This is a genomic window from Delftia sp. WSY_22 (assembly GCF_043104185.1).
Classification (GTDB): Bacteria; Pseudomonadota; Gammaproteobacteria; order Burkholderiales; family Burkholderiaceae_C; genus Comamonas; species Comamonas tsuruhatensis.
Map to the genome: position 1 here is coordinate 234,387 of NZ_JBICKN010000057.1, position 24,082 is coordinate 258,468.

General features: G+C 68.1%; 25 protein-coding genes and 1 riboswitch. Of the genes, 14 read left to right on the plus strand and 11 right to left on the minus strand.

Going from position 1 to position 24,082, the window contains the following annotated elements; all coding sequences use genetic code 11:
• Positions 1-206 precede the first annotated feature (206 nt).
• The 5 genes from ACF8NF_RS25085 (at position 207) to ACF8NF_RS25105 (ending at position 4,687) form a co-directional block, all read left to right on the plus strand.
• Complete coding sequence (locus ACF8NF_RS25085; protein WP_016448959.1) at positions 207-1,403, plus strand: acyl-CoA dehydrogenase; 1,197 nt, start codon at positions 207-209, stop codon at positions 1,401-1,403.
• Between the two features lie 189 nt (positions 1,404-1,592).
• The gene (locus ACF8NF_RS25090; protein ID WP_392451489.1) at positions 1,593-2,840 is read left to right on the plus strand and encodes a CaiB/BaiF CoA transferase family protein; all 1,248 of its coding nucleotides are present in this window, start codon (positions 1,593-1,595) and stop codon (positions 2,838-2,840) included.
• 141 nt (positions 2,841-2,981) lie between these two features.
• Positions 2,982-3,956, plus strand: a complete 975-nt coding sequence (locus ACF8NF_RS25095) for a tripartite tricarboxylate transporter substrate binding protein BugE (protein WP_016452578.1) — start codon at positions 2,982-2,984, stop codon at positions 3,954-3,956.
• 160 nt (positions 3,957-4,116) lie between these two features.
• Positions 4,117-4,386, plus strand: coding sequence for a type II toxin-antitoxin system RelB/DinJ family antitoxin (locus tag ACF8NF_RS25100; protein WP_061288290.1), 270 nt, complete (start codon positions 4,117-4,119; stop codon positions 4,384-4,386).
• Positions 4,358-4,687: a type II toxin-antitoxin system YafQ family toxin gene (locus ACF8NF_RS25105; protein WP_026062230.1), complete on the plus strand. Its 330-nt coding sequence runs from the start codon at positions 4,358-4,360 to the stop codon at positions 4,685-4,687. The genes ACF8NF_RS25100 and ACF8NF_RS25105 overlap by 29 nt, the downstream gene beginning before the upstream one ends.
• Here ACF8NF_RS25105 and ACF8NF_RS25110 read toward each other — a convergent pair.
• A complete protein-coding gene (locus ACF8NF_RS25110; protein ID WP_047472796.1) occupies positions 4,684-5,550 on the minus strand; it encodes a LysR family transcriptional regulator in 867 nt (288 codons plus the stop codon). The genes ACF8NF_RS25105 and ACF8NF_RS25110 overlap by 4 nt on opposite strands.
• 116 nt (positions 5,551-5,666) lie before the next feature.
• On the opposite strand from ACF8NF_RS25110, the gene ACF8NF_RS25115 reads away from it, so the two are divergent.
• Together ACF8NF_RS25115 and ACF8NF_RS25120 are read left to right on the plus strand one after the other, a co-directional pair.
• Positions 5,667-6,128 (plus strand): nucleoside deaminase, encoded by a 462-nt coding sequence (locus tag ACF8NF_RS25115; RefSeq protein WP_017404867.1) that lies wholly within the window; start codon positions 5,667-5,669, stop codon positions 6,126-6,128.
• Between the two features lie 4 nt (positions 6,129-6,132).
• A complete protein-coding gene (locus ACF8NF_RS25120; protein ID WP_392451519.1) occupies positions 6,133-7,371 on the plus strand; it encodes a cyanate transporter in 1,239 nt (412 codons plus the stop codon).
• 6 nt (positions 7,372-7,377) lie between these two features.
• On the opposite strand, the gene ACF8NF_RS25125 is transcribed toward ACF8NF_RS25120, so the two are convergent.
• From ACF8NF_RS25125 to ACF8NF_RS25135, 3 genes are all read right to left on the minus strand, one after another.
• Positions 7,378-8,604, minus strand: coding sequence for a sugar transporter (locus ACF8NF_RS25125; RefSeq protein WP_016452582.1), 1,227 nt, complete (start codon positions 8,602-8,604; stop codon positions 7,378-7,380).
• Positions 8,605-8,704: 100 nt separating this feature from the next.
• Entirely contained in the window at positions 8,705-9,094 is a 390-nt protein-coding gene (locus tag ACF8NF_RS25130; protein ID WP_016448965.1) for a VOC family protein, read from the minus strand.
• 79 nt (positions 9,095-9,173) lie between these two features.
• Positions 9,174-9,827: an NAD(P)-dependent oxidoreductase gene (locus ACF8NF_RS25135; RefSeq protein ID WP_016448966.1), complete on the minus strand. Its 654-nt coding sequence runs from the start codon at positions 9,825-9,827 to the stop codon at positions 9,174-9,176.
• A gap of 123 nt (positions 9,828-9,950) precedes the next feature.
• Here ACF8NF_RS25135 and ACF8NF_RS25140 point away from each other — a divergent pair, with 123 nt between their 5' ends.
• Entirely contained in the window at positions 9,951-10,907 is a 957-nt protein-coding gene (locus ACF8NF_RS25140) for a LysR family transcriptional regulator (RefSeq protein ID WP_016448967.1), read from the plus strand.
• 47 nt (positions 10,908-10,954) lie between these two features.
• Here the strand turns inward: ACF8NF_RS25140 and ACF8NF_RS25145 are convergent, their stop codons facing one another.
• Positions 10,955-12,085 (minus strand): branched-chain amino acid ABC transporter substrate-binding protein, encoded by a 1,131-nt coding sequence (locus tag ACF8NF_RS25145; protein WP_016448968.1) that lies wholly within the window; start codon positions 12,083-12,085, stop codon positions 10,955-10,957.
• Between the two features lie 158 nt (positions 12,086-12,243).
• On the minus strand, positions 12,244-12,786 hold the full coding sequence (locus ACF8NF_RS25150; protein WP_016448969.1) for a 6,7-dimethyl-8-ribityllumazine synthase: 543 nt from the start codon (positions 12,784-12,786) through the stop codon (positions 12,244-12,246).
• Between the two features lie 109 nt (positions 12,787-12,895).
• Positions 12,896-13,064, minus strand: a riboswitch (FMN riboswitch).
• Positions 13,065-13,342: 278 nt separating this feature from the next.
• Between ACF8NF_RS25150 and ACF8NF_RS25155 the strand changes: the two genes are divergently transcribed.
• Together ACF8NF_RS25155 and ACF8NF_RS25160 are read left to right on the plus strand one after the other, a co-directional pair.
• Positions 13,343-13,969 carry a hypothetical protein gene (locus ACF8NF_RS25155; RefSeq protein ID WP_392451490.1) on the plus strand — a complete coding sequence of 209 codons (627 nt, stop codon included), beginning with the start codon at positions 13,343-13,345 and terminating at the stop codon, positions 13,967-13,969.
• 96 nt (positions 13,970-14,065) lie between these two features.
• Positions 14,066-14,776, plus strand: coding sequence for a DUF4124 domain-containing protein (locus tag ACF8NF_RS25160; RefSeq protein ID WP_241150340.1), 711 nt, complete (start codon positions 14,066-14,068; stop codon positions 14,774-14,776).
• Position 14,777: 1 nt separating this feature from the next.
• On the opposite strand, the gene ACF8NF_RS25165 is transcribed toward ACF8NF_RS25160, so the two are convergent.
• Positions 14,778-15,797 (minus strand): SDR family oxidoreductase, encoded by a 1,020-nt coding sequence (locus ACF8NF_RS25165; RefSeq protein ID WP_392451491.1) that lies wholly within the window; start codon positions 15,795-15,797, stop codon positions 14,778-14,780.
• A gap of 68 nt (positions 15,798-15,865) precedes the next feature.
• On the opposite strand from ACF8NF_RS25165, the gene ACF8NF_RS25170 reads away from it, so the two are divergent.
• Together ACF8NF_RS25170 and ACF8NF_RS25175 are read left to right on the plus strand one after the other, a co-directional pair.
• Entirely contained in the window at positions 15,866-16,918 is a 1,053-nt protein-coding gene (locus ACF8NF_RS25170; RefSeq protein ID WP_016448973.1) for a CDP-6-deoxy-delta-3,4-glucoseen reductase, read from the plus strand.
• A 100-nt stretch (positions 16,919-17,018) separates the two neighbouring features.
• Complete coding sequence (locus tag ACF8NF_RS25175; protein ID WP_026062233.1) at positions 17,019-17,987, plus strand: tripartite tricarboxylate transporter substrate binding protein; 969 nt, start codon at positions 17,019-17,021, stop codon at positions 17,985-17,987.
• An 84-nt stretch (positions 17,988-18,071) separates the two neighbouring features.
• On the opposite strand, the gene folK is transcribed toward ACF8NF_RS25175, so the two are convergent.
• From folK to hda, 4 genes are all read right to left on the minus strand, one after another.
• Positions 18,072-18,587, minus strand: a complete 516-nt coding sequence (folK, locus tag ACF8NF_RS25180; RefSeq protein ID WP_016452586.1) for a 2-amino-4-hydroxy-6-hydroxymethyldihydropteridine diphosphokinase — start codon at positions 18,585-18,587, stop codon at positions 18,072-18,074.
• A complete protein-coding gene (gene pcnB, locus ACF8NF_RS25185) occupies positions 18,562-20,145 on the minus strand; it encodes a polynucleotide adenylyltransferase PcnB (protein WP_016452587.1) in 1,584 nt (527 codons plus the stop codon). Before pcnB ends, folK begins: the two co-directional genes overlap by 26 nt.
• Positions 20,142-20,843, minus strand: a complete 702-nt coding sequence (locus ACF8NF_RS25190; RefSeq protein WP_016448977.1) for an HAD family phosphatase — start codon at positions 20,841-20,843, stop codon at positions 20,142-20,144. The genes pcnB and ACF8NF_RS25190 overlap by 4 nt, the downstream gene beginning before the upstream one ends.
• Before the next feature lie 88 nt (positions 20,844-20,931).
• Positions 20,932-21,630, minus strand: coding sequence for a DnaA regulatory inactivator Hda (hda, locus tag ACF8NF_RS25195; protein WP_026062235.1), 699 nt, complete (start codon positions 21,628-21,630; stop codon positions 20,932-20,934).
• A 323-nt stretch (positions 21,631-21,953) separates the two neighbouring features.
• Here hda and purM point away from each other — a divergent pair, with 323 nt between their 5' ends.
• Both purM and ACF8NF_RS25205 read left to right on the plus strand, forming a co-directional pair.
• Positions 21,954-23,006: a phosphoribosylformylglycinamidine cyclo-ligase gene (gene purM, locus ACF8NF_RS25200; RefSeq protein ID WP_074921603.1), complete on the plus strand. Its 1,053-nt coding sequence runs from the start codon at positions 21,954-21,956 to the stop codon at positions 23,004-23,006.
• A 17-nt stretch (positions 23,007-23,023) separates the two neighbouring features.
• Positions 23,024-24,082 (plus strand): AI-2E family transporter, encoded by a 1,059-nt coding sequence (locus ACF8NF_RS25205; RefSeq protein WP_016448979.1) that lies wholly within the window; start codon positions 23,024-23,026, stop codon positions 24,080-24,082.

Genomic DNA, 24,082 nt, shown 5'->3' on the forward strand with positions numbered 1-24,082 from the left:
AGAGCCTCACATCATAGGGAATAACCCGCAACAACCCATTCATACATGCGTTTTACGCATTCATGGATGAACAAACATCGTTTGCGCCACGCGCAGGCCCGCTTCTAAGATGCGTCGCAACAACGCTCCATGGCCACAGCCTGCCCGGCTTTGGCATATGGCAGCGACCCGCCCTTGACCTCTTTGTTTTTTGGAGAAACCACGCCATGGCCCGCAACAGCTTCCAATGGGATGACCCCTTCCAGCTCGACCAGCAACTGAGCGAAGACGAGCGCATGATCCGCGACGCGGCCCATGCCTACTGCCAGGAGAAGCTGGCACCCCGCGTGCTGGAAATGTTCCGCCATGAAAAGACCGACGTGAGCATCTTCCGCGAGATGGGCGAGCTGGGCCTGCTGGGCCCCACCATCCCCACGCAGTACGGCGGCGCGGGCCTGAACTATGTCAGCTACGGCCTGGTGGCGCGCGAGATCGAGCGCGTGGACTCGGGCTACCGCTCCATGGCCAGCGTGCAAAGCTCGCTGGTGATGGTGCCCATCAATGAATTCGGCACCGAAGACCAGAAGAACAGGTACCTGCCCAAGCTGGCCAGCGGCGAGTTCATCGGCTGCTTCGGCCTGACCGAACCCGACCACGGCTCCGACCCCGGCAGCATGTCCAGCCGCGCCTACAAGGTGGACGGCGGCTACCGCCTCAAGGGCAACAAGATGTGGATCACCAACAGCCCCGTGGCCGACGTGTTCGTGGTCTGGGCCAAGGAAGTGACCGAGGACGGCCATGTGGGCGAGATCCGCGGCTTCATCCTGGACAAGGGCATGAAGGGCCTGTCGGCCCCGGCCATCCACGGCAAGGTGGGCCTGCGCGCCTCCATCACGGGCGAGATCGTGATGGACGATGTCTTCGTCCCCGAGGAAAACGCCTTCCCCGAGGTGCGCGGCCTCAAGGGCCCCTTCACCTGCCTGAACAGCGCACGCTTCGGCATTGCCTGGGGCGCCCTGGGCGCAGCCGAGTTCTGCTGGCACACGGCGCGCCAGTACACGCTGGACCGCAAGCAGTTCGGCCGCCCCCTGGCCGCCAACCAGCTGGTGCAGAAGAAGCTGGCCGACATGCAGACCGAGATCACCCTGGGCCTGCAGGCCGCGCTGCGCGTGGGCCGCATGAAGGACGAGCACCAGAACGTGATCGAGATCACCTCGCTGATCAAGCGCAACAACTGCGGCAAGTCGCTGGACATTGCCCGCATGGCGCGCGACATGATGGGCGGCAACGGCATCAGCGACGAGTTCGGTGTGGCCCGCCATCTGGTCAACCTGGAAGTGGTCAACACCTACGAAGGCACGCACGATGTGCATGCGCTGATCCTGGGCCGGGCGCAGACCGGCATCGCAGCTTTTGCCAACTGACCCCCTGAGGCGCTTCGCGCCTTCCCCCTTCTCGCTTCGCGGAGGGGGACGACGCCCTCGCCGCGAGGCGGCTCTTGCTCGGCGTCCCTGGCCTGCTCCACGCCCATGTCACACGCTATGGGTGATGGAAGCTCAAGCCCTGAGCTGAACTACCAGCGGCATCGGGCGCGCTCATATTTCTTCCCTCTCATGTCCTCCACATCCTCCGCGCCGGCCGCATTGGCTGGCATCAAGGTGCTTGATCTTTCCCGCGTGCTGGCCGGGCCCTGGTGCACGCAGACACTGGCCGACCTGGGCGCCGATGTGATCAAGGTCGAGCGGCCCGTGGCCGGCGATGACACGCGCCACTGGGGGCCTCCGTTCCTGCCGCGCGACGATGGGCAGGCCACGCAGGAGGCCAGCTATTTCACGGCCTGCAACCGCAACAAGCGCTCGGTCACCATCGACATGTCCACCCCCGATGGGCAGCAGCTGATTCGCCAGATGGCGGCCGGGGCCGACGTGCTGGTGGAGAACTTCAAGGTCGGTGGCCTGGCCCAGTACGGGCTGGACTACGAAAGCCTCAAGGCGCTCAACCCGCGCCTGATCTATTGCTCGGTCACGGGTTTCGGCCAGACCGGCCCGTATGCCGAGCGCGCGGGCTACGACCTCATGGTGCAGGCCATGTGCGGGCTGATGAGCATCACCGGCCATGCCGACGAGGCGCCCGGAGGCGGCCCGCTCAAGGTGGGCGTGGCCGTGATCGATGTCTTCACGGGGCTGTATGCCAGCAATGCCATCCTGGCTGCGCTGCATGCGCGCCAGGCATCGGGCCGGGGCCAGCACATCGACATGGCCCTGCTCGACGTGGGCATGGCCGTGCTGGCCAACCAGGCCGCCGGCTTTCTGGCCACGGGCGAATCGCCGGGCCGCGCCGGCAACATCCACCCCAGCCTGGCGCCCTACCAGGACTTCGCCACGGCCAACGGCAACGTGCTGCTGGCCATTGGCAACGACGGCCAGTTCGCGCGCTTTTGCGCCGCCGTCGGCGAAGCCGGCTGGGCGCATGACGAGCGCTTTGCCACCAACACCGCGCGCGTGCGCAATCGCCAGGCGCTGCTGGAGCGGATGGTGCCCCTCATGAAGACACGCGGCACGGCCGAATGGATTGCGCTGCTGGAAGACAAGGCCGTGCCCTGCGGCCCCATCAACACCATCGCCCAGGCCTTCGACGACCCGCAGGTGCGCGCACGCGGCATACGCGTCGAGCTGCCGCGCGAGGCCGGCGACGGCATCTCGCGCATCGCCGGCGTGGCCAGCCCCATGCGGCTGAGCGATACCCCGCCCGTGCTGCGCAGCGCACCGCCCTCCCTGGGCCAGCACACCGATGAAGTGCTGGGCGAGCTGGGCATTGCGCCCATGGCCATCCAGGCGCTGCGCTCGCGCGGCGTGGTCTGATCACCTGCGCCAGGCAACACCGCCTTCTCCCCATCTTTTTCCTCAAGCACCGCCATACGAATGTCTTAAAAAAACCCAGCCTTCCCACCCGTCGGTGCCTCACAACAAACGCTCACAACATCCATTCAAGGAGACAACACCATGACTCACACCACTCGCATCGCGCTCGCCGGCATCCTCGGCGCCCTCGCGCTGTCGGGCGCAGCCCATGCCCAGGGCTACCCTGCCAAACCCATCAAGCTGCTCGTGCCCTTCGCGGCCGGCGGCACCACCGACCTGATCGCGCGCATCGTGGCCGAGCCGCTGGGCCGCGCCCTGGGCCAGCCCGTGGTGGTCGAGAACAAGGGCGGCGGCGGCGGCAGCATCGGCGCGGCCGAGACGGCGCGCTCCCAGCCCGACGGCTACAGCCTGGGCATCGCCACCGTGTCCACCACGGCCACCAACCCGGCGATCAACCCCAAGATCCCGTACAACGTGCTGACAGACTTCACGCCCATCGTGAACATCGCGGCCACGCCCAACATCATTGCGGCCCACCCCAAGTTCGCGGGCAAGAACTACCAGGAGTTCCTGGCCGAGGTGAAGAAGAACCCCGGCAAGTACTCCTACGCCTCGCCCGGCAACGGCAGCATCACCCATCTGATGATGGAGATGTTCAAGCTGTCCACGGGCACCGACATCACCCACGTGCCCTACCGTGGCAGCGGCCCCGCGCTGAACGACGCCGTGGCCGGCCAGGTTCCGCTGATCTTCGACAACCTGCCCTCGGCCCTGGGCTTCGTCAAGGAAAAGCGCCTGGTGCCCATCGTGGTGGCCGCGCCCCAGCGCCTGGCAGCGCTGCCCGATGTGCCCACCTTCAAGGAAGTGGGCCTGGCCCCCGTCAACCGCATGGCCTACTACGGCATCGTCGGCCCCAAGAACCTGCCGCGCGACATCGTGGACAAGGTCAATGCCGCCACGCGCAAGGTGCTGCAGGACCCGGCCATCAAGAAGCGCATCGAGGAAACCGGCTCGCTGATCGTGGCCGACACGCCCGAGCATTTCTTTGAAGAGATCAAGGCCGAACTGGCGGTCTACAAGGACGTGGTGCAAAAGCAGAACCTGACGATGGATTGAGCCTGCGCGTCACCCACTGACCATCCCCGCCACGGCGGGGATTTTTACTGGAGGGCTCGAAGGCGGGAGCCGCCAAGCGACATCCCAGCAACCTGCCTGCTTACCTGTCTTCTGCCCTGCGAGATACAATGTATCTCACCCATTTTTGCAGAAGCACACCATGGCAACCACCACCATGATCCACGTGCGCGTGGATGAAGAGATCAAGGCACAGGCCGCCGAAACCCTGGCCGGCATGGGCTTGACGGTGTCGGATGCCGTACGTGTCTTCCTGATGCGCGTGGTGGCCGACCAGCAATTGCCCTTCGACCTCAGGGCACCCAACGCCGAGACGCGCGCAGCCATGCAGGAGGCACGCGCCATGCGCAAGGCACGCTTTGCCACCGCGGACGATTTGCTCCATGACCTCGAAAAAGGCAGCGAGCAGTAAGCGCGCAGTCCTTCCCCGCGCATCGGACCGGACCAAGGCTTTCGCCAAGGACTGGGTCCGGCTGTCGCATTCCGGCCGCCATGACATGAAGCGGTTGAAGGAGGCCATGCTGCTGCTGATTGCCAACGACGCCCCCCTGGAGCCTCAGTGGCTTGACCATGCCCTCACCGGCGACTGGGCCGATCACAGGGAGTGCCACGTGGGGGGCGATTTCCTGCTGATCTACCGGCTCGATGGCCAGGGCGCCAACGAATCGATCATTTTCGTGCGAGCCGGCACGCACGCCGAGCTGTTCGACTAAGACACGCCCAGCAACGCCTCGCACACCTCACACAGGCGCCCGGCCAGACGCCGGCCAGGCGCCGACAACTGGGCGCGCACGTGCAGTGCCACTTCCACATCAGGCACGGGGGCGAAGCCGGCCATGCCGTCGAGCAGGCGGTGGCCGGGCCCGACCAGCCGGCGCGGCAGCAGGCTGATGCCCAGGCCCTGCTCCACGGCGGCTTCCAGGCTGGCCAGGCTGGCGCTCACATAGGCCAGGCGCCAGCGCCGGCCGGCGGCATCCAGCGCATGCGTCATCTCGCTGCGGTACAGGCCGCCCTGTGGAAACACCACCAAAGGCAAGGGATCCATCCCGTGGCAGGGATGCCGCGCACTGTCTATCCAGGCCAGCGGTTCAGGCCAGCGCGCCATGCCGGGCGTGCTGCCGCTGCGCTGCTTGACGATGGCCAGGTCCAGCTCGCCGGACTGGAACTGCTGCCATATCGCCTGCGACAGCCCGCTGGTCAGCTCCAGGCGCAACTGCGGCTGGCTGCGCGCCAGCGCGCCCAAGGCGGGCATCAAGGCATTGCCGGCAAAGTCCTCTGGTACGCCGATGCGCAGCACGGCTTCGGTGGCGCCAGCCAACTGCTCCACGGCCTCGTCCATGAGCGCGAGGATGCGTTGCGCATAGGCCAGCAGGCGCTCTCCTTCCAGCGTGCATTCCACATGGCGCCCGCTGCGGTCCAGCAGCGTGCAGCCCATTTGCTCCTCCAGCCTGCGGATCTGCTGGCTGACCGTGGACTGGGTCAGGTGCACGCCCTGCGCCGCGCGCGTGAAGCTGCCGGTTTCGGCCACGGCGCAGAAGCTGCGCAGCAGGGTGGGGTCTATGGAAGAGGGTTGCATGGGCGTGGGCGGATTTCAGTGGCTTTGTCACTGCCCGGCATTTGATCATTTAATTTTCCAATTGATGGCCCCCGTCCTAGACTGCGGCCTCAGCTCCCGATTGCCCAGCCATCCCCATGCAAGAACAAGAACACATCCGCCTGCTGCGCCATGCCGTGCAGCTGGCGCACGACAACCGCCTGCGGGGCGGGCGGCCCTTCGGCGCCCTGCTCGCGCGCGAGGGGCAGATCCTGTCCACGGGCGTCAACGAGATCGTGCAAAGCCATGATCCCAGCGCCCATGCCGAAATGCAGGCGCTGCGCGCGGGCACGCGCGCCCAGGCCAACGCCAGCCTGGCCGGCTGCACCATCTACGCCAGCGGCCACCCCTGCCCCATGTGCCTGGCGGCGCTGGTGATGGCCGGGGCCGAGCAGGTTTTCTTCGCCTTCGACAACGCGGATGCACAGCCGTATGGCCTGTCCAGCGAGGGCGCCTACCAGCGGCTGCGCATGCCGCTGCAGCCGCCACCGCTGCCCCTGACGCGGCTGGACACGGGCATCACGGCGGCCCAGCTGTATGGCAACGCCCCCTGGGCCTGAAGCCATGTCGTCCATTGCGCCCACACGCACCGAGGCGCCTGCCGCAGCACACGCCATTCCAACGGCGCTGTGGCTGGCCACCGTCGTGCTGGTCACGCTGAACCTGCGCCCGTTTCTCACGGCCATCGGCCCGCTGGGACCGCAGATCCAGTCCGCCACCGGCATGGATCTGTCCACGCTGTCCTGGCTGACGCTGCTGCCCATGGCGTTGATGGGCGTGGGCGCCTGGCTGGCCCCGGCCGCGCTTCAGCGCCTGGGTCCGCGCCGCGCCGTGGTCGGGTCCTTGGCGGTGATTGCGCTGGGCTGCGCGCTGCGCGTGGCGGGCTCCAGTGCGGCCACCCTGCTGGCCACGGCCGCGCTGTGCGGCGCTGGCGTGGCCCTGGTGCAAGGCGTGCTGCCGGGCCTGATCAAGCGCCAGTCGCCCGCACGCATGGCCCAGATGATGGGGCTGTACTCGGCCGCGCTCATGGGCGGCGGGGCGCTCGGTGCCCAGATCTCGCCGCTGGCCGTGCAATGGGGGCTGGACTGGCGCTTTGCACTGGCGCTGTGGACTGCGCCCGCCCTGCTGGCATTGGCGCTGGCGCGGCATGCGCTGCGCGCGTTGCCGGCTCTGGCGCCCATGGCAGGGGCCAACGCCACGCAAGACACCGGCTGGCTGCGCCAACGCCCGCGCACCTGGCTGCTGATGGCCTGCTTCGGCCTCATCAACGGCGGCTATGCGGCCATGGTGGCCTGGCTTGCGCCCTTCTACCAGACGCACGGCTGGAGCCCCGCGCAAAGCGGCGGCCTGGTCGCCCTGCTGTCGGTGGCACAGGCCGGCGCCGCGCTGGGACTGCCCGTGCTGGCCGCGCGCCATGCCGACCGGCGGCCATGGCTGGGGTTCACGCTGCTGTGCCAGATCATCGGCCTGGCCGCGCTGGCCTGGTGGCCTGATGCGGCGCCGCTGCTCAACATCGTCATCCTCGGCATCGGCCTGGGTGGCTGCTTCGCGCTGATGATGGTGGTGGCGCTCGACCATCTTCCCCACCCCACGCAGGCCGGGGCGCTCAATGCGCTGATGCAGGGCGGCGGCTTTCTGATTGCGGCGCTGGCGCCCTATGTGATCGCCCGGCTGCACCAGTTCACGGGCGGATTCAGCGCAGGCTGGCTGGCACAGATGGCCGCCGTGCTCGTGGTCTGCGCGCTGGTGTCTCGCCTGGCACCGCAGCGCTACGCCCAGGCCATGCGGGCACCCGGCGGCTGACCCACTTCAGTGCGCAGTTGCCTGGAAGCCGGCAGACCAGCGCACGAAGGCCCAGACGCACCAGGCCAGGCCCAGCGCCACCAGGCCGCCGCCGATCCAGCCGATGTTCTGCATGCCCGCATGCATGCTGACCTGGCTGCCCAGCAGCGCGCCGCCGCCAATGCCGATGTTGAAGATGCCCGAGAACATGGACATGCCCACATCGGTGGCGTCGGCAGCCAGCTTGAGCACCTGGGACTGCATGGCCAGGGCGAAGCAGATCATGGCGACACCCCAGACCGAGCTCATCACGTAGAGCGATGCCTCATGGCCCGAGGCCGGCACCAGCATCAGCAGGCTGGCCGACAGCACGCCAATGGCGGCCAGCAGAAAGCCGCGCGGATGGCGCAGGCCCCACCAGCTGAACATCACGCTGCCCACGATGCCCATGCCGCCGTACAGCAGCAGCACGGCCGTGGTCACCTTGCCCTCGAAGCCCGCGATGTCCTGCACGAAGGGCTCGATATAGCTGTAGGCCGTGAACTGCCCGGTGATCACGACCACCAGCAGGATGTAGATGGACAGCAGCGCCGGACGGCGCAGCAGCATGGGCACGCTGGCCAGGTTGCCCGCGTTCTCGCTGGGCAGGCGCGGCAGCAGCCGGGCCAGGGCCACCATGACGATGGCGGCCACCCCGCCCACGGCCAGGAACGTCGTGCGCCAGCCCAGCCATTCGCCCACGATGCGGCCCAGCGGAATGCCCAGCACCATGGCCATGGAGGTGCCGGTGGCCAGCAGGCTCAGCGCCACGGCCTTCCTTCCGGGCGGCGCCACGCGCACGGCCAGCGAGGCCGTGATGGACCAGAACACCGCATGCGACAGCGCAATGCCGATGCGGCTGACCATGAGCGAGGCAAAGCTCCAGGCCACGCCTGACAGCACATGGCTGGCCACGAACAGCGCGAACACGCCCATCAGCAGCTTGCGCCGCTCCACATTGCGCGTGAGCAGCATGAAGGGCAGCGAGGCCAGGGCCACGATCCAGGCATAGATGGTCAGCATCAGCCCGACCTGCTCGGTGGGCATGCCAAAGCTCGCGCCAATGCTGCTGAGCAGGCCCACGGGCACGAACTCGGTGGTATTGAAGACGAAGGCGCCCAGCGCCAGCGCGATCACGCTGAGCCAGGCCTGGGCGGCCGTGGGTGTGGATGACGCGGAAACGGAGCCGGCCGCAGCGGAAACGGAAGGGGGCATGGGGAACGTGGGGCCTTTTTTGTTGCAGCGCAATATTGTGCTGCGCCATGCGACCGCCTGATGTCAGCTGCCGCGCAGGCCCCAGTGCCGCCAGGGAGACTCAGGCGGGCGGCAGGTGGCAGACGGCCTCGATGTTGTGGCCGTCGGGGTCGAGCACGAAGGCTGCGTAATAGTCGTCGTGGTAGTGCGGTCGCAGGCCGGGCTCGCCATTGCAGCGCCCGCCTGCGGCCAGGGCGGCCGCGTGGAAATCATCGACCATGTTGCGGTTGTCCACGCGAAAGGCCACATGGATGGGCGGCTGGTTGGGCTCGCCGCCGGTGATCCAGAAATCAGGCTTGGGCGGCTCGCCAAAGCCGGCCGTGTCGCCGTGGCCGGTGAGCTCGGCGGACAGCTCCATCAGGATCTCGTAGCCCAGGGGAGCCAGCGCCCGCGCATAAAACTCCCGGCTGCGGTCGAAGTCCGATACGAGGATTCCCGTGTGATCGATCATGGCGGCGCTCCTGCCTGTTCGTGACAGGCACCAGCATGCCATGGAGGCCGCCTGCGCACCAGCCGGGAGCCCCCGGTGCTCAGTAAGCGACGGTAAAGCGCTCGCGCAGGTGCAGGCCCTTGTCCAGCGCATCGACCAGGGCCACGGCCAGATCGGCGGCGGAGATGGTGCCGGGCTGGCCGTCGGCCTGCATCAACGGCTCATCCTTGCCCGTGCGGTACTGGCCCGTGCGCTCGCCATGGTCACCCAGGTGCAGGGCAATCGGCGGGCTCAGCATCGTCCAGTCCAGGCCCTGCTCCTTTTGCAGATCGTTGAGGGCATCGCGCGCAGCCGAGGCGCCGGGCTTGATGGCGGCCGGGAACTCGGGCGTGTCCACCAGTTGCCTGCCTGGCGCGATGTAGAGGCTGCCTGCACCGCCCACCACCAGATAGCGCTTGACGCCAGCCGCCTTGGTGCCCGCCACGATGGCGCGCGAGCCGCGCATGAAGTCCTCATAGATGTCGGGATTGCCCCAGCCCGCGTTGTAGGCGCTGACCACGGCGTCCGCGCCTGCCACGGCCCGCTGCACGGCGGCGGCATCCAGCACATCGGCCTGCACGGCGTGCAGATGCGGCTGGGCCGCCAGCCTGGCGGGGTCGCGCACCAGGGCCACGACCTCGTGACCACGCTGCAGCAGCTCCTTCAATACCGCCGACCCCACAAAGCCGGTTGCGCCAATGAGTGCCACTTTCATCTTCATTCCTTTGCGGCGCCTGGGCGCCTGTTCACGATGGCATTGAGATTACGCCGTTCACAATCACTGCGGAAGACGGCAGTTTTCACCAACAGCTTGAAGCACCACTTCACAATACAGCCTATGGACGACTACAAACGCATGGCCGTTTTCGCCGCCGTGGTGCAGCACGGATCGATGAGCGCCGCCGCGCGCGCCCTGGGCATGAGCCCCTCGGCCGTGAGCCAGCAGGTGCGCCAGCTCGAGCGCGACGGCGGCGTCACCCTGCTGCACCGCTCCACCCGGCAGATCGCCCTCACCGACACGGGCGAGCGCTACTACCAGCAGTGCGCCGCCATGGCACAGGCCGCCAGCCAGGCGCGGGCCGAACTGGCCGCTGCGCGCGACGAGCCCGGCGGCGAACTGCGCCTGTCGGCCACCGTGGGCTTTGCGCGCCATATCGCGCCGGCCCTGGGCAGCTGGCTGGCCCGGCATCCGGCACTGCGCCTGCACCTGGATGTGGACGATGCGCCCATCGACCTCATCCAAAGCCGCATCGACCTGGCGCTGCGCTTTGGCCGGCTGGCCGACTCGGGCTGGGCGGCCCGGCGCCTGGGCGCCATGCGCAACTGGCTGTGCGCCTCGCCCGCATGGATACAGGAGCACGGCGGCGGCGCGGCCTGGCGCCACCCGGCACCGCTGGCCAGCGCGCGCTGGCTGGGCCTTGCGCGCGAAGGCCAGGGCCAGGCCCTGCGGGCCGAGGCACGCCACCCGGCCACGGGCGAGACCTACAGCCTGCAGGTGCAGCCCCATGTGGCCAGCAACAACCAACTGTCCCTCCAGCAGATGTGCGAGGCCGGCCTGGGCCTGGCCCTGCTGGGCAGCATGGACGTTGCCGACGCGGTGGCCGAAGGACGCCTGGTGCGCCTGCTGCCCGACTGGGACTTCGGTGGCCTGGACATCTGGGCCGTCACCCCGCAGCGCCAGGCCCAGCCCGCCAAGGTGCGCCAGGCCATTGCCGCGCTGCAGGCCTATCTGGCGCAGTTGCCCGGCGTGGTCGATGCGCCGGCGCAGGCCCCGGCCGAGGTCCCGGGCCGATAAAAAAAGCCCGCACAAGGCGGGCATGAAAACGAAGGGAGGACAGGCTCTCAGTCGAGGGCCGTCTTCTGGCCGTTCTTGAACACGCTCAGCGTGTACGAAGGGTTCTTCATCTCGCCGTTCTTCTCGAAAGCGATCTTGGAGGTCACGCCCGAGTAGTCGGCCTTCTGCAGGAAGGGAATATAGACCTTGGGGTCCCAGGAGTTGGCGCGCTTCATGGCGTCGGCCAGCATCATGGTGGCGTCGTAGAAGTACGGGCTGTAGACCTGGAACTGGCCGGGGTACTTGGCGTCGTAGCGCTTCTTCCATTCCGTGCCGCCAGGCATCTTGGCCAGCGAGGCGCCGCCGTCGGCGCAGATCACGTTGTCCAGCGGCTTGGCGCCGGCGGCCACCTTGGCCAGCTCGGGCACGCACAGGCCGTCGCCGCCGAAGTACTTGGCATCGTTCATGCCCAGCTGGGCCATCTGGCGCAGCATGGGGCCAGCCTGGCCATACATGCCGCCGTAGAAGATGCCTTCGGGCTTCTTGGCCTTGATCGAGGTCAGGATGGCCATGAAGTCCGTGGCCTTGTCGTTCGTGAACTCCGAGGCCACGACCTTCACGCCCAGCTTTTCCGCATCCTTCTTGAACACATTGGCCAGGCCCTGGCCGTAGGCCGTGCGGTCATCGATGATGGCCACGGTCTTGAGCTTGAGCGTTTCGGCCGCGTACTTGGCCAGCGCCGCGCCCAGCGCGTTGTCATTGGCAATCACGCGGTAGGTGGTGTTCCAGCCGGGCTTGGTCAGGTCGGGGTTGGTGGCCGCGCCCGTGATCATGGGAATGCCGCAGTCCTGGAAGACCTTGGACGAGGGGATGGCCACGCCCGAGTTGAGGAAGGCCACGGCGCCGGCGACCTTGTCGTCGCACAGCTTCTGCGAAGCGGCCGTGCCCTGCTTGGGATCGGCCACATCGTCTTCGGCCACCAGCTGGAACTTGACCTTCTTGCCGGCGATCTCCATGCCCTTGGCATTGAGGTCGTCAATGGCCATGCGCACGCCGTTCTCGTTGTCCTTGCCGAAATTGGCCTGGGGTCCGGACACGGGGCCGATGTGGCCGATGCGGATCACCTGCTCCTGGGCCATGGCCACGCCACCCATGCCGGCCACGACGGCCGCAATACACAACTTCCGGGACATCTTCATCGCGCACTCCTCAGTTGAAACAGGCCGTCACGTTATTCCCGTCATCGCGGCTTGGCAATGGCGCGTCACGCCGCGTGACGGGACCGCGACACTCGGCCCCAACTCAGTGTTTACGAGAATCCATCCCCAGCCAAAGCTGTGCTGGGAGGCTGGTCGGCTCAGGCCGCGCGCGCCTGGCCCAGTGCCTGTACCTGCGCCAGCTGGTCCAGCGCCGCCAGGCAGGCATGCGCCACTTCCACGCCCTTCTTCACGAAGTGGGCACGGAAGAACTCCACATGGTCGCCATGTTCGTGGAAATCGCGCGGCGTGAGCACGGCCGAGAACACCGGCACTTCGGTATCGAGCTGCACGCGCATCAGGCCGTCGATCACGGCCGAGGACACGAACTCGTGGCGATAGATGCCGCCGTTGACCACCAGCGCGCAGGCGATGACCGCGTCGAAACGGCCGCTGTCGGCCAGCTTCTTGGCCAGCAGCGGGATCTCGAAGGCGCCGGGCACGTTGAAGTGGCTGATGTTCTGCGCGGCCACTCCCTGGGCCTGCAGCTCGGCCGCCATGGAGTCGCGCGCCTGGTGCACGACATCGGTATGCCAGCTCGCGCAGATCACGGCCACGCGGCTGCGGCCCGCGACGGCCTTCCACGGCGTGCCCGAGGCCGTGCCGTGTGCGGAGAAGTTCAAGGAGACAGGAGTCTGATTCATGGTGCTCTTTCGAGATGAGACAAATGAATCAGGGCGCGCGCCATGGCGCCGCATGGCGCGGCACAGCCCATGGGACAACCATGGGCATGGCGCCTGCCATGCAGGTGCTGCGCGATCTCTTTCATCCGGACTGTGACCGTCGGCTCTGGCATCTCACCAGATCTGCTGACCCCGGCCGGCCTTGCGGCTAGCCGGGCGCTCGCGGGCTGCTGGACACATGCCGAAAGACAGATCCAGATACCGCCGGTGGGGAATTTCACCCCGCCCTGAGAACGCTGCTTTGCGGCGCACGGACTGCGCGCCGCCAAAGACAGCGGCCATTCTAGTCCCGCGCAGATGCCATTGCGGCGATCGGGGCGACCGCAGCCATTGCGCGCTGTGCCTGCGGATTTCATCTGGAAGCACCTACAGTACATGGACCAATTGCTATCAAAATAGAAGTCCCGCTGTCGCCGTCGTTGCCTCGCCAGGACGATCCAGGTCAACCATTGAGGCCTGTCAAACGTCATATGAAGAGATCCAGACAGGAAACACGCCTTTGCCCGGACACCACACCATGACCCGAACCAACGCCTCCCCCACGCAGCAGCGCCCGCAGCCTGGCCTGCGCCCCCTGCGCCTGCTGGCCGGCCTTGGCCTTGCAGCCCTGGTCACCGCCTGCGCCGTGCCGCCCGATGGCTATTCGGACATGGGCTCCGGCTACCCCAGCTATCCCAGCTACCCGTCCTATCCCAGCTATCCGTCGGGCGGCGTCGTCTACCCCTCGTATCCCACGCAGCCCGCCTATCCGGACAACGGCTGGTACGAGCGCCAGCGCCTGCAGCGCGAACGTGAGCGCCTGCAGTACGAGCGCGAGCGCATCCAGCAGGAACGCAACCGCGATGCCTGGCGTGACCGCCAACAACGCGAGCGTGAAATGCGCGAGCGCGAGCGCGACCGGGACCGTGACCGCCAGGCCCAGGACCGTGACCGCCAGTTGCGCGAGCGCATGCAGGAGCAGCAGCGCCGCGAAGCCGAGCGCCAGCAGCGGGAGCGCGAACGCGACCAGGGCCAGCAGCAGCGCGAGCGCGAACGCCAGCAACGGGACCGGGAGCAGCAGCAACGCGCCATCGAGCGCATGCAGCGTGAAAGCCAGGGCGGCGGCAACCCCTACCCCACCCAGGATCCGCGCCACTGGCGCTGAACGGCTGACCGGCGGCATTTCCAGCCCCTGGGCGCCGCACCATAATCGGCAATACACCACATCCTTGTGCCGCTTGTGATGGGAAAGGAAACCGCCATGCACCGCACCCAAGACCTTGGCCACACCGGCCGCCGTTCATCGGCGGCCGCGCGCTGGGCGCTGGCGGCGCTTGTACAGATGTTTGTACCGATGTTTGTACCGCTGGTGCTGGCGCTCACTGCAGGCCCGGCCTCGGCCCAGGTCATCCGCTGCACGGACGCCAAGACCGGCCGCGTCACCTACACCAACAGCAGTTGCAAGGACGGCGAAAACCGCGTGCAGGTGCAGGAAGCCCCCAGCCCCGAAGAGCTGGAGCGCGAGCGCGCGCAGTCCGCCGCCGCCATAGAGCGCAAGAACCAGCAACTGGCCCGCGAAGAGGCCGAGCGCCGCACGCGTGCCCAGCAGCAAGAGCGCGAGGCACGCAGCCGGCGCGAGCGCGAGAACTCGGCCCAGCGCGACGGCGGCGACTCCCCGGCCTGCCAGCAGGCGCGCCGCCGCCTGGACACCATCCTGGCCGAGGCCAATCCCGATCCCGCCACCTGGGGCCCGCGCAGCCAGGCCGCCCAGCAGCAGATGGAGATGGCCTGCCTGGGCCCCAAGGCCTATGAACAGCTGCAGCAATCGCGCGCATTGCAGCCCAATGCCATCAACCGGCCGTGGATCGTCGGACGCCCCGTGCCGCCGCAGCCGCTGCCGCCTTCGGCCCCCATCTCGCACTGCAACGTGTTCCGCTGCTACGACACCAACGGCGGCATCCACCCGCGCTGATTCAGGCGCGCAGCCCCTGCTCCACGGTCGGGTAGCGCAATCTCAGGCCCAGCTCCTCCTTCAGGCGCTGGTTGCGCAGGCGGCGTGACTCCCCCATGAAGCTCAGCAGGCTGGCCGGCAGCTCGCGCTGCGCCTGCTCGCGCGTGATGCGTGCGGGGCGCGGCAGTCCATAGAGATCGGCCGCAAGGTCGAAGTAGTCGCCCATGCGCAGCTGCGTATCGTCGCTGGCGTGGTAGATGCGCTGCGGCCGGCCGAGCCACAGCGCCCGCACGCAGGCGCGGGCCAGGTCGTCGGCATGGATGTGGTTGGTATAGACATCCTCTGCGGCGCACAGCAGGGGTGTCCCTCGCAGCAGGCGCCCGCGCGGCGTGCCGTTTTCCCGGTCCGGCGCATAGATGCCCGGGATGCGCAGAATGCTGGCGCGCAGGCCGCCGCGCCCGGCAAAGCGCACGGCTCGCTCGGCGTTCACGCGGCGCTGGGCACGCGCCGTGGCCGGTGCGGGCGGGCGGCTTTCGTCGATCCAGGCGCCCTCGCAGTTGCCATAGACGCCGGAGGTCGAGCCATAGACCAGGCAGGCCGGCCGGCCGCGAAGGCGCAGCACGCGCAGCAAAGCCGTGGTGCGCGGGTCCAGCCACCAGCCATCTTCGCCGGCAGGCGGATTGGGCGGCGGCGCCAAATGTACGACGCGCGTGGCCAGGCCGGCCAGACGGCGCAGCGTGGCAGGCGCGTCCAGATCGCCCAGCAGCGGCGTGATGCCGCGCCCGCGCAGATCCTGCAGGCGCTCGGCGCCACGCGTCAGGGCCAGCACGCGCGGGCCCCGTCGTGCGGCACCCGAACGGGCGACGGGCGCGCCCGCCAATGCACCAGCCACGCGCAGCCCCACGTCGCCGCAGCCGACGATGAGCACGCGTTCGCGTCGAAAGCGCGCCGGCAGCGCACCCAATGGGTTTTGGTTTGAGGGCAAAATCCTGGCCTGTTGCGAGGGCGGCCACCCGCGCGCCGCCGGTCGCGGCAGCGGCATGTCCGTCCGGGAAAGAAGATCGCCGGCGCGCTCCACACGCCGCCAGCGCCCCCGAGGATACCGAGAACATGACCGAGATAGCCAACGCTTCCCACGAAATCACCGTACAGCCCAGCGGCCGCGCCTTCGCCACGCAGGGCAGCGAGACCATCCTGGCCGCCGCCATCCGCTGCGGCGTGGGCCTGCCCTATGGCTGCAAGGACGGTGCCTGCGGCTCCTGCAAGTGCAAGAAGCTGCTCGGCGAGGTCACCCATGGCGCCCACTCGGAAAAAGCGTTGACCGCCCAGGAAGAGGCCGACGGCTATGTGCTGACCTGCTGCGCCACGCCCAGCACCTCGGTGGTGCTGGAGTCGCGCCAGGTGACCGATGCCAGCGCCTTCCCGATCAAGAAGATGCCCGTGCGCGTGGCCACGCTGGAGAAGAAGTCGCACGACGTGATGCAGGTGCGCCTGCAGCTGCCCGCTGCAGACAAGTTCCGCTACCACGCAGGCCAGTACGTGGAATTCATCCTGCGCGACGGCGCCCGCCGCGCCTACTCCATGGCCACGGCCCCCCATGTGCAGGACACGGCACCGGGGCTGGAGCTGCACATCCGCCACATGCCGGGCGGCAAGTTCACCGACCACGTGTTCGGCGCCATGAAGGAAAAGGAAATCCTGCGCGTGGAGGGCCCGTTCGGCAGCTTCTTCCTGCGCGAGGACAGCGACAAGCCCCTCATCTTCCTGGCTTCGGGAACGGGCTTCGCCCCCATCAAGGCACTGCTGGAGCACATCCGCCACAAGGGCATCACCCGCTCCGTCACCCTGTACTGGGGAGGACGCCGGCCCGAGGACCTCTACCTCGACGCCTGGGTGCGCGAGCAGGCCGAGGCCATGCCCCAGCTGTGCTATGTGCCCGTGGTCTCCGACGCGCTGCCGGAAGACGGCTGGACCGGCCGCACGGGCTTCGTGCACCAGGCCGTGCTGGACGACTTTGCCAACTTGTCCGGCCATCAGGTCTATGCCTGCGGTGCGCCCATCGTGGTCGATTCGGCACGCCATGCCTATGTGGAGCAACGCGGCCTGCCGGCGGAAGAGTTCTACGCGGACGCGTTCACCTCCGAGGCCGACAAGGCTTCCTGAGTGCGCAGAAGGTGGCACGGATCAAGCAATACGCAGAAAAACTGCTTCCCATACCTGCGCGCAGCCAGGTGTCGCAATTTTTTTGCACAATAGCGCCCCTATGAACCGTAGAAACAGCCTTCTCTCGGTCATGGCGGCCGCTGCTGCCCTGGCCTCCCCGCTTGCCCTGGCGCAAGAGCCCATCCGCCTGATCGTGCCCTATGCGCCCGGCGGTCCGCTGGACATCACCGCGCGCGCGCTGGCCGAGCGGGTGCGTGACTCCCTGGGGGTGGTAATCATCGACAACAAGGCCGGCGCCGGCGGCAACATCGGCGCCGACGCCATTGCCCGCGCCACGCCGGACGGCATGACCATCGGCCTGGCCGCCACGGCCACCCATGCCGTCAATCCCTGGCTGTACACCAAGATGCCCTACGACGCGGGCAAGGACTTCGCGGGCATCACCCAGATGGTGCGCGTGCCCAACGTGCTGGTGATGAATGCGGCCCGTGCCGAGCAGCTCAAGATCCACAGCGTGGCCGACCTGATCGCCTACGCCAAGTCCCACCCCGGCAAGCTCAACTACGGCAGCGGCGGCAACGGCAGCGCAGGCCACCTGGCCGGCGAAATGCTCAAGCAAAAAGCCGGCATCTTCGCCCTGCACGTGCCCTACCGTGGCGCCAACCCGGCCCAGCTGGCCCTGCTGTCGGGCGAGGTGGACTTCAACATCGACAACCTGGCTGCCGCTGCACCCAATATCCGCTCGGGCAAGCTCAAGGCGCTGGCCGTGACCTCGCTGAACCCCACCACGCTGCTGCCCGGCGTGCCCGCGCTGTCCAAGACCTTCCCCGGCTTTGCCATCGATACCTGGTGGGGCCTGGTCGCCCCGGCCGGCACGCCCAAGCCCGTGCTGGACAAGCTGAGCCGGGCCTTTGCCGACGCACTGGCCGCGCCCGAGACCAAGACCCGCTTCGAGACCCTGATGGCCGAGCCCGTGTCCTCCACGCCCGCCGAGTTCGACAGGTTCATGGCGGCCGAGCGCGCCAAGTACCAGGCCATCGTCAAGGCCTCCGGAGCGAAGGTGGACTGAGCCGATCCATCGCGTCCCGCCTGGCAAAAAGCCGCAGCCGCCCTCAGGGCGCTGCGGCTTTTTCATTCAGGCCACTGTCGGGATTCAGGCTTGCCGGAGATGCCAGCCAGGCTTGTGCGCCAGGCAGATGCCCTGCCCCGCCACGGCCTGCAGCTGCGCGGGCGTGACGCGCTCAGGCGCGATCTCGGCCAGCGGCACGAGCACGAAGGCGCGCTCGTGCATGCGCGGGTGCGGCACGCTCAGGCGCGGCAGTGCGATGCGCTCGTCGCCCCACAGCTCGATGTCCAGGTCCAGCGTGCGCGGCGCATTGCGGTAGGGGCGCTCGCGCCCGGCCGCCAGTTCGATGGCCTGCAGCGCATCGAGCAGCGCCAGCGGCTGCAGCGTGGTGCGCACAGCGGCCACGGCGTTCAGATAGTCGGGACCGCTGGAATCGATGGGCGCCGTGCTGTAGAGCGAGGAGACGGCCAGCAGGCGCGTGCCCGTCAGGCCGCCGATGGCCTTCAAGGCCTGGCCCAGGGCCTGGCCGCAGTCACCGAGGTTGGCGCCCAGGCCGATGGCGACCCAGTGGCCTGGCTCAGTCATCGCCGCCCATGCCGCCATCGCCCCCGCCCTGGGGCTTGCGGCGGCGGCGCCGCCGCTTCTTGGGCGCTGCAGCCTCCTCGCCGCCAGCCTGTGCCGGTGCGGGATCCTCAGGCTGCACGCCTTCCGCCAGGTTCACGCCATCGCGCGGCTGGCGGACCTTGGGCACGCGGTGCACCTTGGGTTCGGCGCTGCGCTGGCGGGCGCGCTGCTCGTCGCGCGCCTGGGCGATCAGGTCGTCGCGGCGCGCGTCGTCGGCATTCTGGAACTCCTGCCACCAGCTGGCCAGGCTTTCCTCGACCTCGCCGATGTCGGCGCGCAGCCGCATGAAATCGAAGCCCGCGCGAAAGCGCGGCTGGGCCACCAGGCTGAACGGCGTGGCGCCCGTGCGCTTGTCGAAGCGCGGCTGCATGACCCAGATCTCGCGCATGTCGGCGGCCAGCTTGCCGCGTCCCGAGACATCGCCGATGCGCTGGTCGAACACTTCGTCGATGGATTCCTGCAGCGCGGGAAACGGGTGCTGACGCTGGTTCAGGCGGCGCTCCCAGCCGGTCTTCACGTCATGCCACAGCACGCAGGCCAGCAGGAAGCTGGGCGCCACGGGCTTGCCTTCCTCGACACGGCGATCGGTATCGGTCAGAGCGGCCTGCACGAAGGGCTGCTCGGCACGCTCGACCACCACATCCAGCAGCGAGTAGATGCCGCGCGCCAGGCCCAGGCCGCGCAATTGCTCCACCGAAGCCAGCGCATGGCCGGTCTGCAGCAGCTTGAGCATTTCATCGAACAGGCGGCTTTGCGGCACATCGGCCAGCAGCGGCTCGCACTCCACCAGGGGCTTGGCCGTCTTGGGCTCGAGCTTGAAGCCCTTGCCCGCCAGCTTGGCGGCGAAGCGCACGGCGCGGATGATGCGCACCGGATCTTCACGGTAGCGCGTGGCCGGGTCGCCAATCATGCGCAGCATGCGCTTCTTGGCGTCGTCAATGCCCTTGTGATAGTCGACCACGATCTGCGTGCGCGGGTCGTAGTACATGGCGTTGATCGTGAAGTCGCGGCGCGTGGCATCCTGGTCCTGCGGACCCCAGACGTTGTCGCGCAGCACGCGGCCGCTGGCGTCCACCGCATGGTGCATGCCGGCGAGCTGGGCCTTGCTGGTGCGCTCGTTGCCGCTCACGGCCTCGGCCGCGCTGTTGTCCAGGAAGGCGCGGAAGGTGGAGACTTCGATGACCTCGTTCTCGCGCCCGCGGCCATAGACCACGTGCACGATGCGAAAGCGCTTGCCGATGATGAAGGCGCGGCGGAACAGGCCCTTGACCTGCTCGGGCGTGGCATTGGTGGCCACGTCGAAGTCCTTGGGGCGCAGGCCCAGCAGCAGGTCGCGCACGGCGCCGCCGACGATGTAGGCCTCGTAGCCCGCGTCCTGCAGCGTCTCGACCACGTCGAGGGCACGCCGGTCCACCAGGTTGGGATCGATGCCGTGCACCTGCACGGGCACCTCCTGGCGCTTGCCGAAGGGCGACTTGCGCGCCCGTGGGGCGGCCGAGGCCTTGCCCAGCAGCTTGTCGATGATGTTCTTGATCATGGTGCTTCGCCAAACAGGTCCAGAATGCGCCAGCCACGTTCCTGGGCCAGGGCGCGCAGCCGAGTGTCGGGGTTGGTGGCCACGGGGTGGTCCACGCGCTCGAGCAGGGGAACGTCGTTCCAGGAGTCGCTGTAGAAGAAGGTCTCCACGCCGCTCCACTGCAGGCCGCGCGCATCCAGCCACTGCTGCATGCGCTGCACCTTGCCGCCGCGCATGCTGGGCGTGCCACGGATCTCGCCCGTGAACCAGCCCTGCGCGTCGCGCTCCAGTTCCACCGCGATCAATTCCTGCACGCCGAGGGCGGCGGCGATGGGGCGCGTCACGAACTCGTTGGTGGCCGTGACGATGATGATCTGGTCGCCCGCCTGCTGGTGCGTGCGCAGCAGCTCCAGTGCCTGGGGACGGATGGCGGGAGTGATCACCTCGCGCATGAAGCGCTCGTGCGCCTCGGCGGCCTGCTGCGCGCCACGGGCGCAGAAGGCCTCGGTGGCAAAGCGCACATAGTCGTGCACGTCGAGCGTGCCCGCCTGGTAGTGCGCGAAGAACTCGGCATTGCGGCGGCCGAACTCGACCGGATCGGTCCAGCCGATGCGCGTCGTGAACTCGCCCCACTCATAGTCCGAATCGAGCGGCAGCAGCGTGTGGTCCAGGTCGAACAACGCCAGCCGGGGCCGGAGTTGCTTCTGATCAGAGGTCATGCATATCCTAAAAAAATGGGTCCCGCGCTGCCCTTGCAACGCAGGCTCCGCCGGCTCCCGCAGTCCCTGCCCACAAGAAAATGCGGGCTCATTCGGTTTCCAGCATCGTCTTGAGCAACGGAATGGTGATGGCGCGCTTGTTGCGCAGCGCAAAGCCGTCGAGCATGTCGAGCAGCTGCATCAGGCTGCCCAGGTCACGCGAGAAGCGCTTGAGCATGTAGTCCATCACATCGTCGCCCAGAAAAACGCCACGGGCATCGGCCTCCTGGCGCAGCACCGCGCGGCGCGCGGTTTCGTCGAGCAGCTGCAGCTGGAACACATGGCCCCAGCCCAGCCGCGTGCGCAGATCCTCGCGCAGCTTGAGGTCTGCCGGCGGCAGCGGGCCGGCCCCCAGCACCCAGCGCGGCGAGCCCGTGGCCGGGCTCGTCGCATTCACAAACCAGTTGAAGGCCCGCGCCTGCTGCAGCGGAGTGTAGATGTCCACATCGTCCATCAGCACTGCCGCCCAGCGCTCGTCGAAGGGCGGCGGAAACAGGGTGGAGGCATCCATCCAGCCCACCATGGCACCCTGCTCGCGCAGGGCCTCGCGCACGGCCTTGAGCAGATGGGTCTTGCCCGAGCCCGATTCGCCCCAAAGATAAGTGGGCACTGGCGTGCGGGCCGTCTGCATGCGGCCATCGCCCACCCAATGGCGCAAATGATCGATCACCGCGGCATTGGGGCCGACGAAAAAGCGCGACAGCGTCGGGCTCGACGCCATGCTGATATCCAGAGCCAGCTGCTTCATCTGCGACATACGCGCAGCGCCCCCTTTCCTGTGTCCAGGCGGGTCCATGCGGCAAAAGCAGGCAAAGGAATCGGCAACGGCATTGGGTTGATAGCAAAGACAGGCCCGCCCTGCCGCAGCGCTGCGGCAAGGCGGGCGACGCCGGGGCGTTCCCGGGCGCAACAGGGATTTTAGTCTGCGCGGCGCACGGCACGGCGGCAGCCGGCCCGCTTGTGCAACGAAAGCCCCCTCGAAGCCCACTGGCGCGCGCGCCTGCCGGCGGCCGGCGCCGTAGAATCCCGGGGTTCCAGCCCGGCCTCGGGCCTACCGCACCGTACCCATCCATGAGCTCTTCTGCCCCCTCCTCTACCCCGATCTCCTACAAAGACGCCGGCGTCGACATCGTCGCTGGCGACGCGCTGGTCGAGCGCATCAAGCCGCTGGCCAAGAAGACCATGCGCGAAGGCGTGATGGCCGGCATCGGAGGCTTCGGCGCACTGTTCGAGGTGCCCAAGCGCTACAAGGAGCCCGTGCTGGTCTCGGGCACCGACGGCGTGGGCACCAAGCTCAAGCTGGCCTTCGAGTGGAACATGCACGACACCGTCGGCATCGACCTGGTGGCCATGAGCGTCAACGACGTGCTGGTCCAGGGCGCCGAGCCCCTGTTCTTCCTCGACTACTTCGCCTGCGGCAAGCTGGACGTGGACACGGCCGCTGCCGTGGTCGGCGGCATTGCGCGCGGCTGCGAGCTGTCGGGCTGCGCACTGATCGGCGGTGAAACCGCCGAAATGCCCGGCATGTACCCGGCCGGCGAATACGATCTGGCCGGCTTTGCCGTCGGCGCCGTCGAAAAGTCCAAGATCCTCACGGGCCAGAGCGTGGCTGCTGGCGACGTGGTGCTGGGACTGGCCTCGGCCGGCGTGCACTCCAACGGTTTCTCCCTGGTGCGCAAGTGCATTGAGCGCGCCGAAAGCCAGGGCAGCCTGCCCGACACGCTGGACGGCAAGCCGTTCAAGCAGGCCATCATGGAACCCACGCGCCTGTACGTGAAGAACGTGCTGGCGGCGCTGGAGCAGCACCCCATCAAGGCGCTGGCCCACATCACGGGCGGCGGCCTGCTGGAGAACATCCCCCGCGTGCTGCCCGAAGGCCTGGCCGCCCACCTGGATGCCGGCAGCTGGCCCCAGACCGAGCTGTTCGCCTGGCTGCAGAAGACGGCCGGCATCGACGCCGTGGAAATGAACCGCACCTTCAACAACGGCATCGGCATGGTCGTTGTCGTGCCCGCCGAGGCTGCCGAAGCCACGGCCGCCACGCTCGCGAAGCTGGGCGAGACGGTCCACACCATCGGACGCATCGCCGCACGCGGCGAGGGCGAGCCTGTCGAGGTCCGCTGACCACGGGCCCGCAGCGCATGACCCAGCACCTGCCCTCGCCCATCATCTCCCCGCAGCCCGCGCCCACGCGCGGCGTGACGCTGTCCAGCTATGTGCTGATGGCCGGCGCCCTGCTGCTGATCATGTGGCAGGGGCTGCTGCCGGGCATGCTGTGCGTCTGCGTGGGCTTTCTGGTCACGCGCGCGCTTGCCGGGCTGCTGTCACGCGCCCAGCCCAAGTCCCGGCGCGGCTCGCTGCCGCGCTGGACGCAACTGGTGGCAGCCACCATCGTCATTCTTGCGCCGCTGGCCCTGCTCAGCGGCGCGCTGTCGCACACGCGCACCTACATCACCGACGCGCCACAGCAGTACCGCGAGCTGCTCGACTATCTGGCGCATACGGTGCTGGAGCTGCGTGACAAGCTTCCGGCCGACATGGCCGACCAGCTGCCGGACGGCGCACAGGAAATCCAGCACCTGCTGGCCAGCTACCTGGCCGCCAAGGCCGGCGCCCTGGCCCATGCGGGCCGCGCCTGGCTCACCGGCCTGCTCTATGCCTACGTGGGCCTGATCATCGGCGCCCTGGCCGCCGTGCGGCCCATGGTCACGCGCCGCCCGCCCCTGGTGGCAGCGCTGCGCGAGCGCATCCGGCTCATGGGACTGGCCTTCCGCCAGATCGTGGCGGCCCAGTTCTGGATTGCGGCCTTCAATACCTTTCTCACGGCCATCTTCCTTCTGGGCGTGCTGCCGCACTGGAACCTGACCCTGCCCTACACGCCAGCCCTGATCACGCTGACCTTCATTGCAGGCCTGGTGCCCATCGTGGGCAACCTGCTGTGCAATGCGGTGATCACCATCGTGGGCCTGTCGGTGTCCCCTGTGGCCGCCGCCGCCTGCCTGGGCTTTCTGATCCTGATCCACAAGGCCGAGTACGTGATCAACGCCAAGGTCGTGGGCCAGCGCACGCACATGGGCGTATGGGAGCTGCTGGCGGTGATGTTCGTGGCCGAATCGGTGTTCGGCCCTGCAGGCCTGGTGGCGGCTCCGCTGTTCTACGCCTATCTCAAGAAAGAGCTGGAAGCCGTCCGGCTGGTCTGA

What these genes read in the sequence shown, in the direction of transcription:
- ACF8NF_RS25125 (WP_016452582.1), bottom strand. Translation starts at nt 8,604, where the DNA reads ATGCCCCCTTCCGTTTCCGCTGCGGCCGGCTCCGTTTCCGCGTCATCC.
- ACF8NF_RS25100 (WP_061288290.1), top strand. Translation starts at nt 4,117, where the DNA reads ATGGCAACCACCACCATGATCCACGTGCGCGTGGATGAAGAGATCAAG.
- ACF8NF_RS25120 (WP_392451519.1), top strand. Translation starts at nt 6,133, where the DNA reads ATGTCGTCCATTGCGCCCACACGCACCGAGGCGCCTGCCGCAGCACAC.
- ACF8NF_RS25145 (WP_016448968.1), bottom strand. Translation starts at nt 12,085, where the DNA reads ATGAAGATGTCCCGGAAGTTGTGTATTGCGGCCGTCGTGGCCGGCATG.
- pcnB (WP_016452587.1), bottom strand. Translation starts at nt 20,145, where the DNA reads ATGATCAAGAACATCATCGACAAGCTGCTGGGCAAGGCCTCGGCCGCC.
- ACF8NF_RS25205 (WP_016448979.1), top strand. Translation starts at nt 23,024, where the DNA reads ATGACCCAGCACCTGCCCTCGCCCATCATCTCCCCGCAGCCCGCGCCC.
- ACF8NF_RS25190 (WP_016448977.1), bottom strand. Translation starts at nt 20,843, where the DNA reads ATGACCTCTGATCAGAAGCAACTCCGGCCCCGGCTGGCGTTGTTCGAC.
- ACF8NF_RS25160 (WP_241150340.1), top strand. Translation starts at nt 14,066, where the DNA reads ATGCACCGCACCCAAGACCTTGGCCACACCGGCCGCCGTTCATCGGCG.
- ACF8NF_RS25135 (WP_016448966.1), bottom strand. Translation starts at nt 9,827, where the DNA reads ATGAAAGTGGCACTCATTGGCGCAACCGGCTTTGTGGGGTCGGCGGTA.
- ACF8NF_RS25085 (WP_016448959.1), top strand. Translation starts at nt 207, where the DNA reads ATGGCCCGCAACAGCTTCCAATGGGATGACCCCTTCCAGCTCGACCAG.
- ACF8NF_RS25165 (WP_392451491.1), bottom strand. Translation starts at nt 15,797, where the DNA reads ATGCCGCTGCCGCGACCGGCGGCGCGCGGGTGGCCGCCCTCGCAACAG.
- ACF8NF_RS25105 (WP_026062230.1), top strand. Translation starts at nt 4,358, where the DNA reads ATGACCTCGAAAAAGGCAGCGAGCAGTAAGCGCGCAGTCCTTCCCCGC.
- ACF8NF_RS25130 (WP_016448965.1), bottom strand. Translation starts at nt 9,094, where the DNA reads ATGATCGATCACACGGGAATCCTCGTATCGGACTTCGACCGCAGCCGG.
- ACF8NF_RS25115 (WP_017404867.1), top strand. Translation starts at nt 5,667, where the DNA reads ATGCAAGAACAAGAACACATCCGCCTGCTGCGCCATGCCGTGCAGCTG.
- ACF8NF_RS25150 (WP_016448969.1), bottom strand. Translation starts at nt 12,786, where the DNA reads ATGAATCAGACTCCTGTCTCCTTGAACTTCTCCGCACACGGCACGGCC.
- ACF8NF_RS25155 (WP_392451490.1), top strand. Translation starts at nt 13,343, where the DNA reads ATGACCCGAACCAACGCCTCCCCCACGCAGCAGCGCCCGCAGCCTGGC.
- folK (WP_016452586.1), bottom strand. Translation starts at nt 18,587, where the DNA reads ATGGCGGCATGGGCGGCGATGACTGAGCCAGGCCACTGGGTCGCCATC.
- ACF8NF_RS25170 (WP_016448973.1), top strand. Translation starts at nt 15,866, where the DNA reads ATGACCGAGATAGCCAACGCTTCCCACGAAATCACCGTACAGCCCAGC.
- hda (WP_026062235.1), bottom strand. Translation starts at nt 21,630, where the DNA reads ATGAAGCAGCTGGCTCTGGATATCAGCATGGCGTCGAGCCCGACGCTG.
- ACF8NF_RS25175 (WP_026062233.1), top strand. Translation starts at nt 17,019, where the DNA reads ATGAACCGTAGAAACAGCCTTCTCTCGGTCATGGCGGCCGCTGCTGCC.
- ACF8NF_RS25090 (WP_392451489.1), top strand. Translation starts at nt 1,593, where the DNA reads ATGTCCTCCACATCCTCCGCGCCGGCCGCATTGGCTGGCATCAAGGTG.
- purM (WP_074921603.1), top strand. Translation starts at nt 21,954, where the DNA reads ATGAGCTCTTCTGCCCCCTCCTCTACCCCGATCTCCTACAAAGACGCC.
- ACF8NF_RS25110 (WP_047472796.1), bottom strand. Translation starts at nt 5,550, where the DNA reads ATGCAACCCTCTTCCATAGACCCCACCCTGCTGCGCAGCTTCTGCGCC.
- ACF8NF_RS25140 (WP_016448967.1), top strand. Translation starts at nt 9,951, where the DNA reads ATGGACGACTACAAACGCATGGCCGTTTTCGCCGCCGTGGTGCAGCAC.
- ACF8NF_RS25095 (WP_016452578.1), top strand. Translation starts at nt 2,982, where the DNA reads ATGACTCACACCACTCGCATCGCGCTCGCCGGCATCCTCGGCGCCCTC.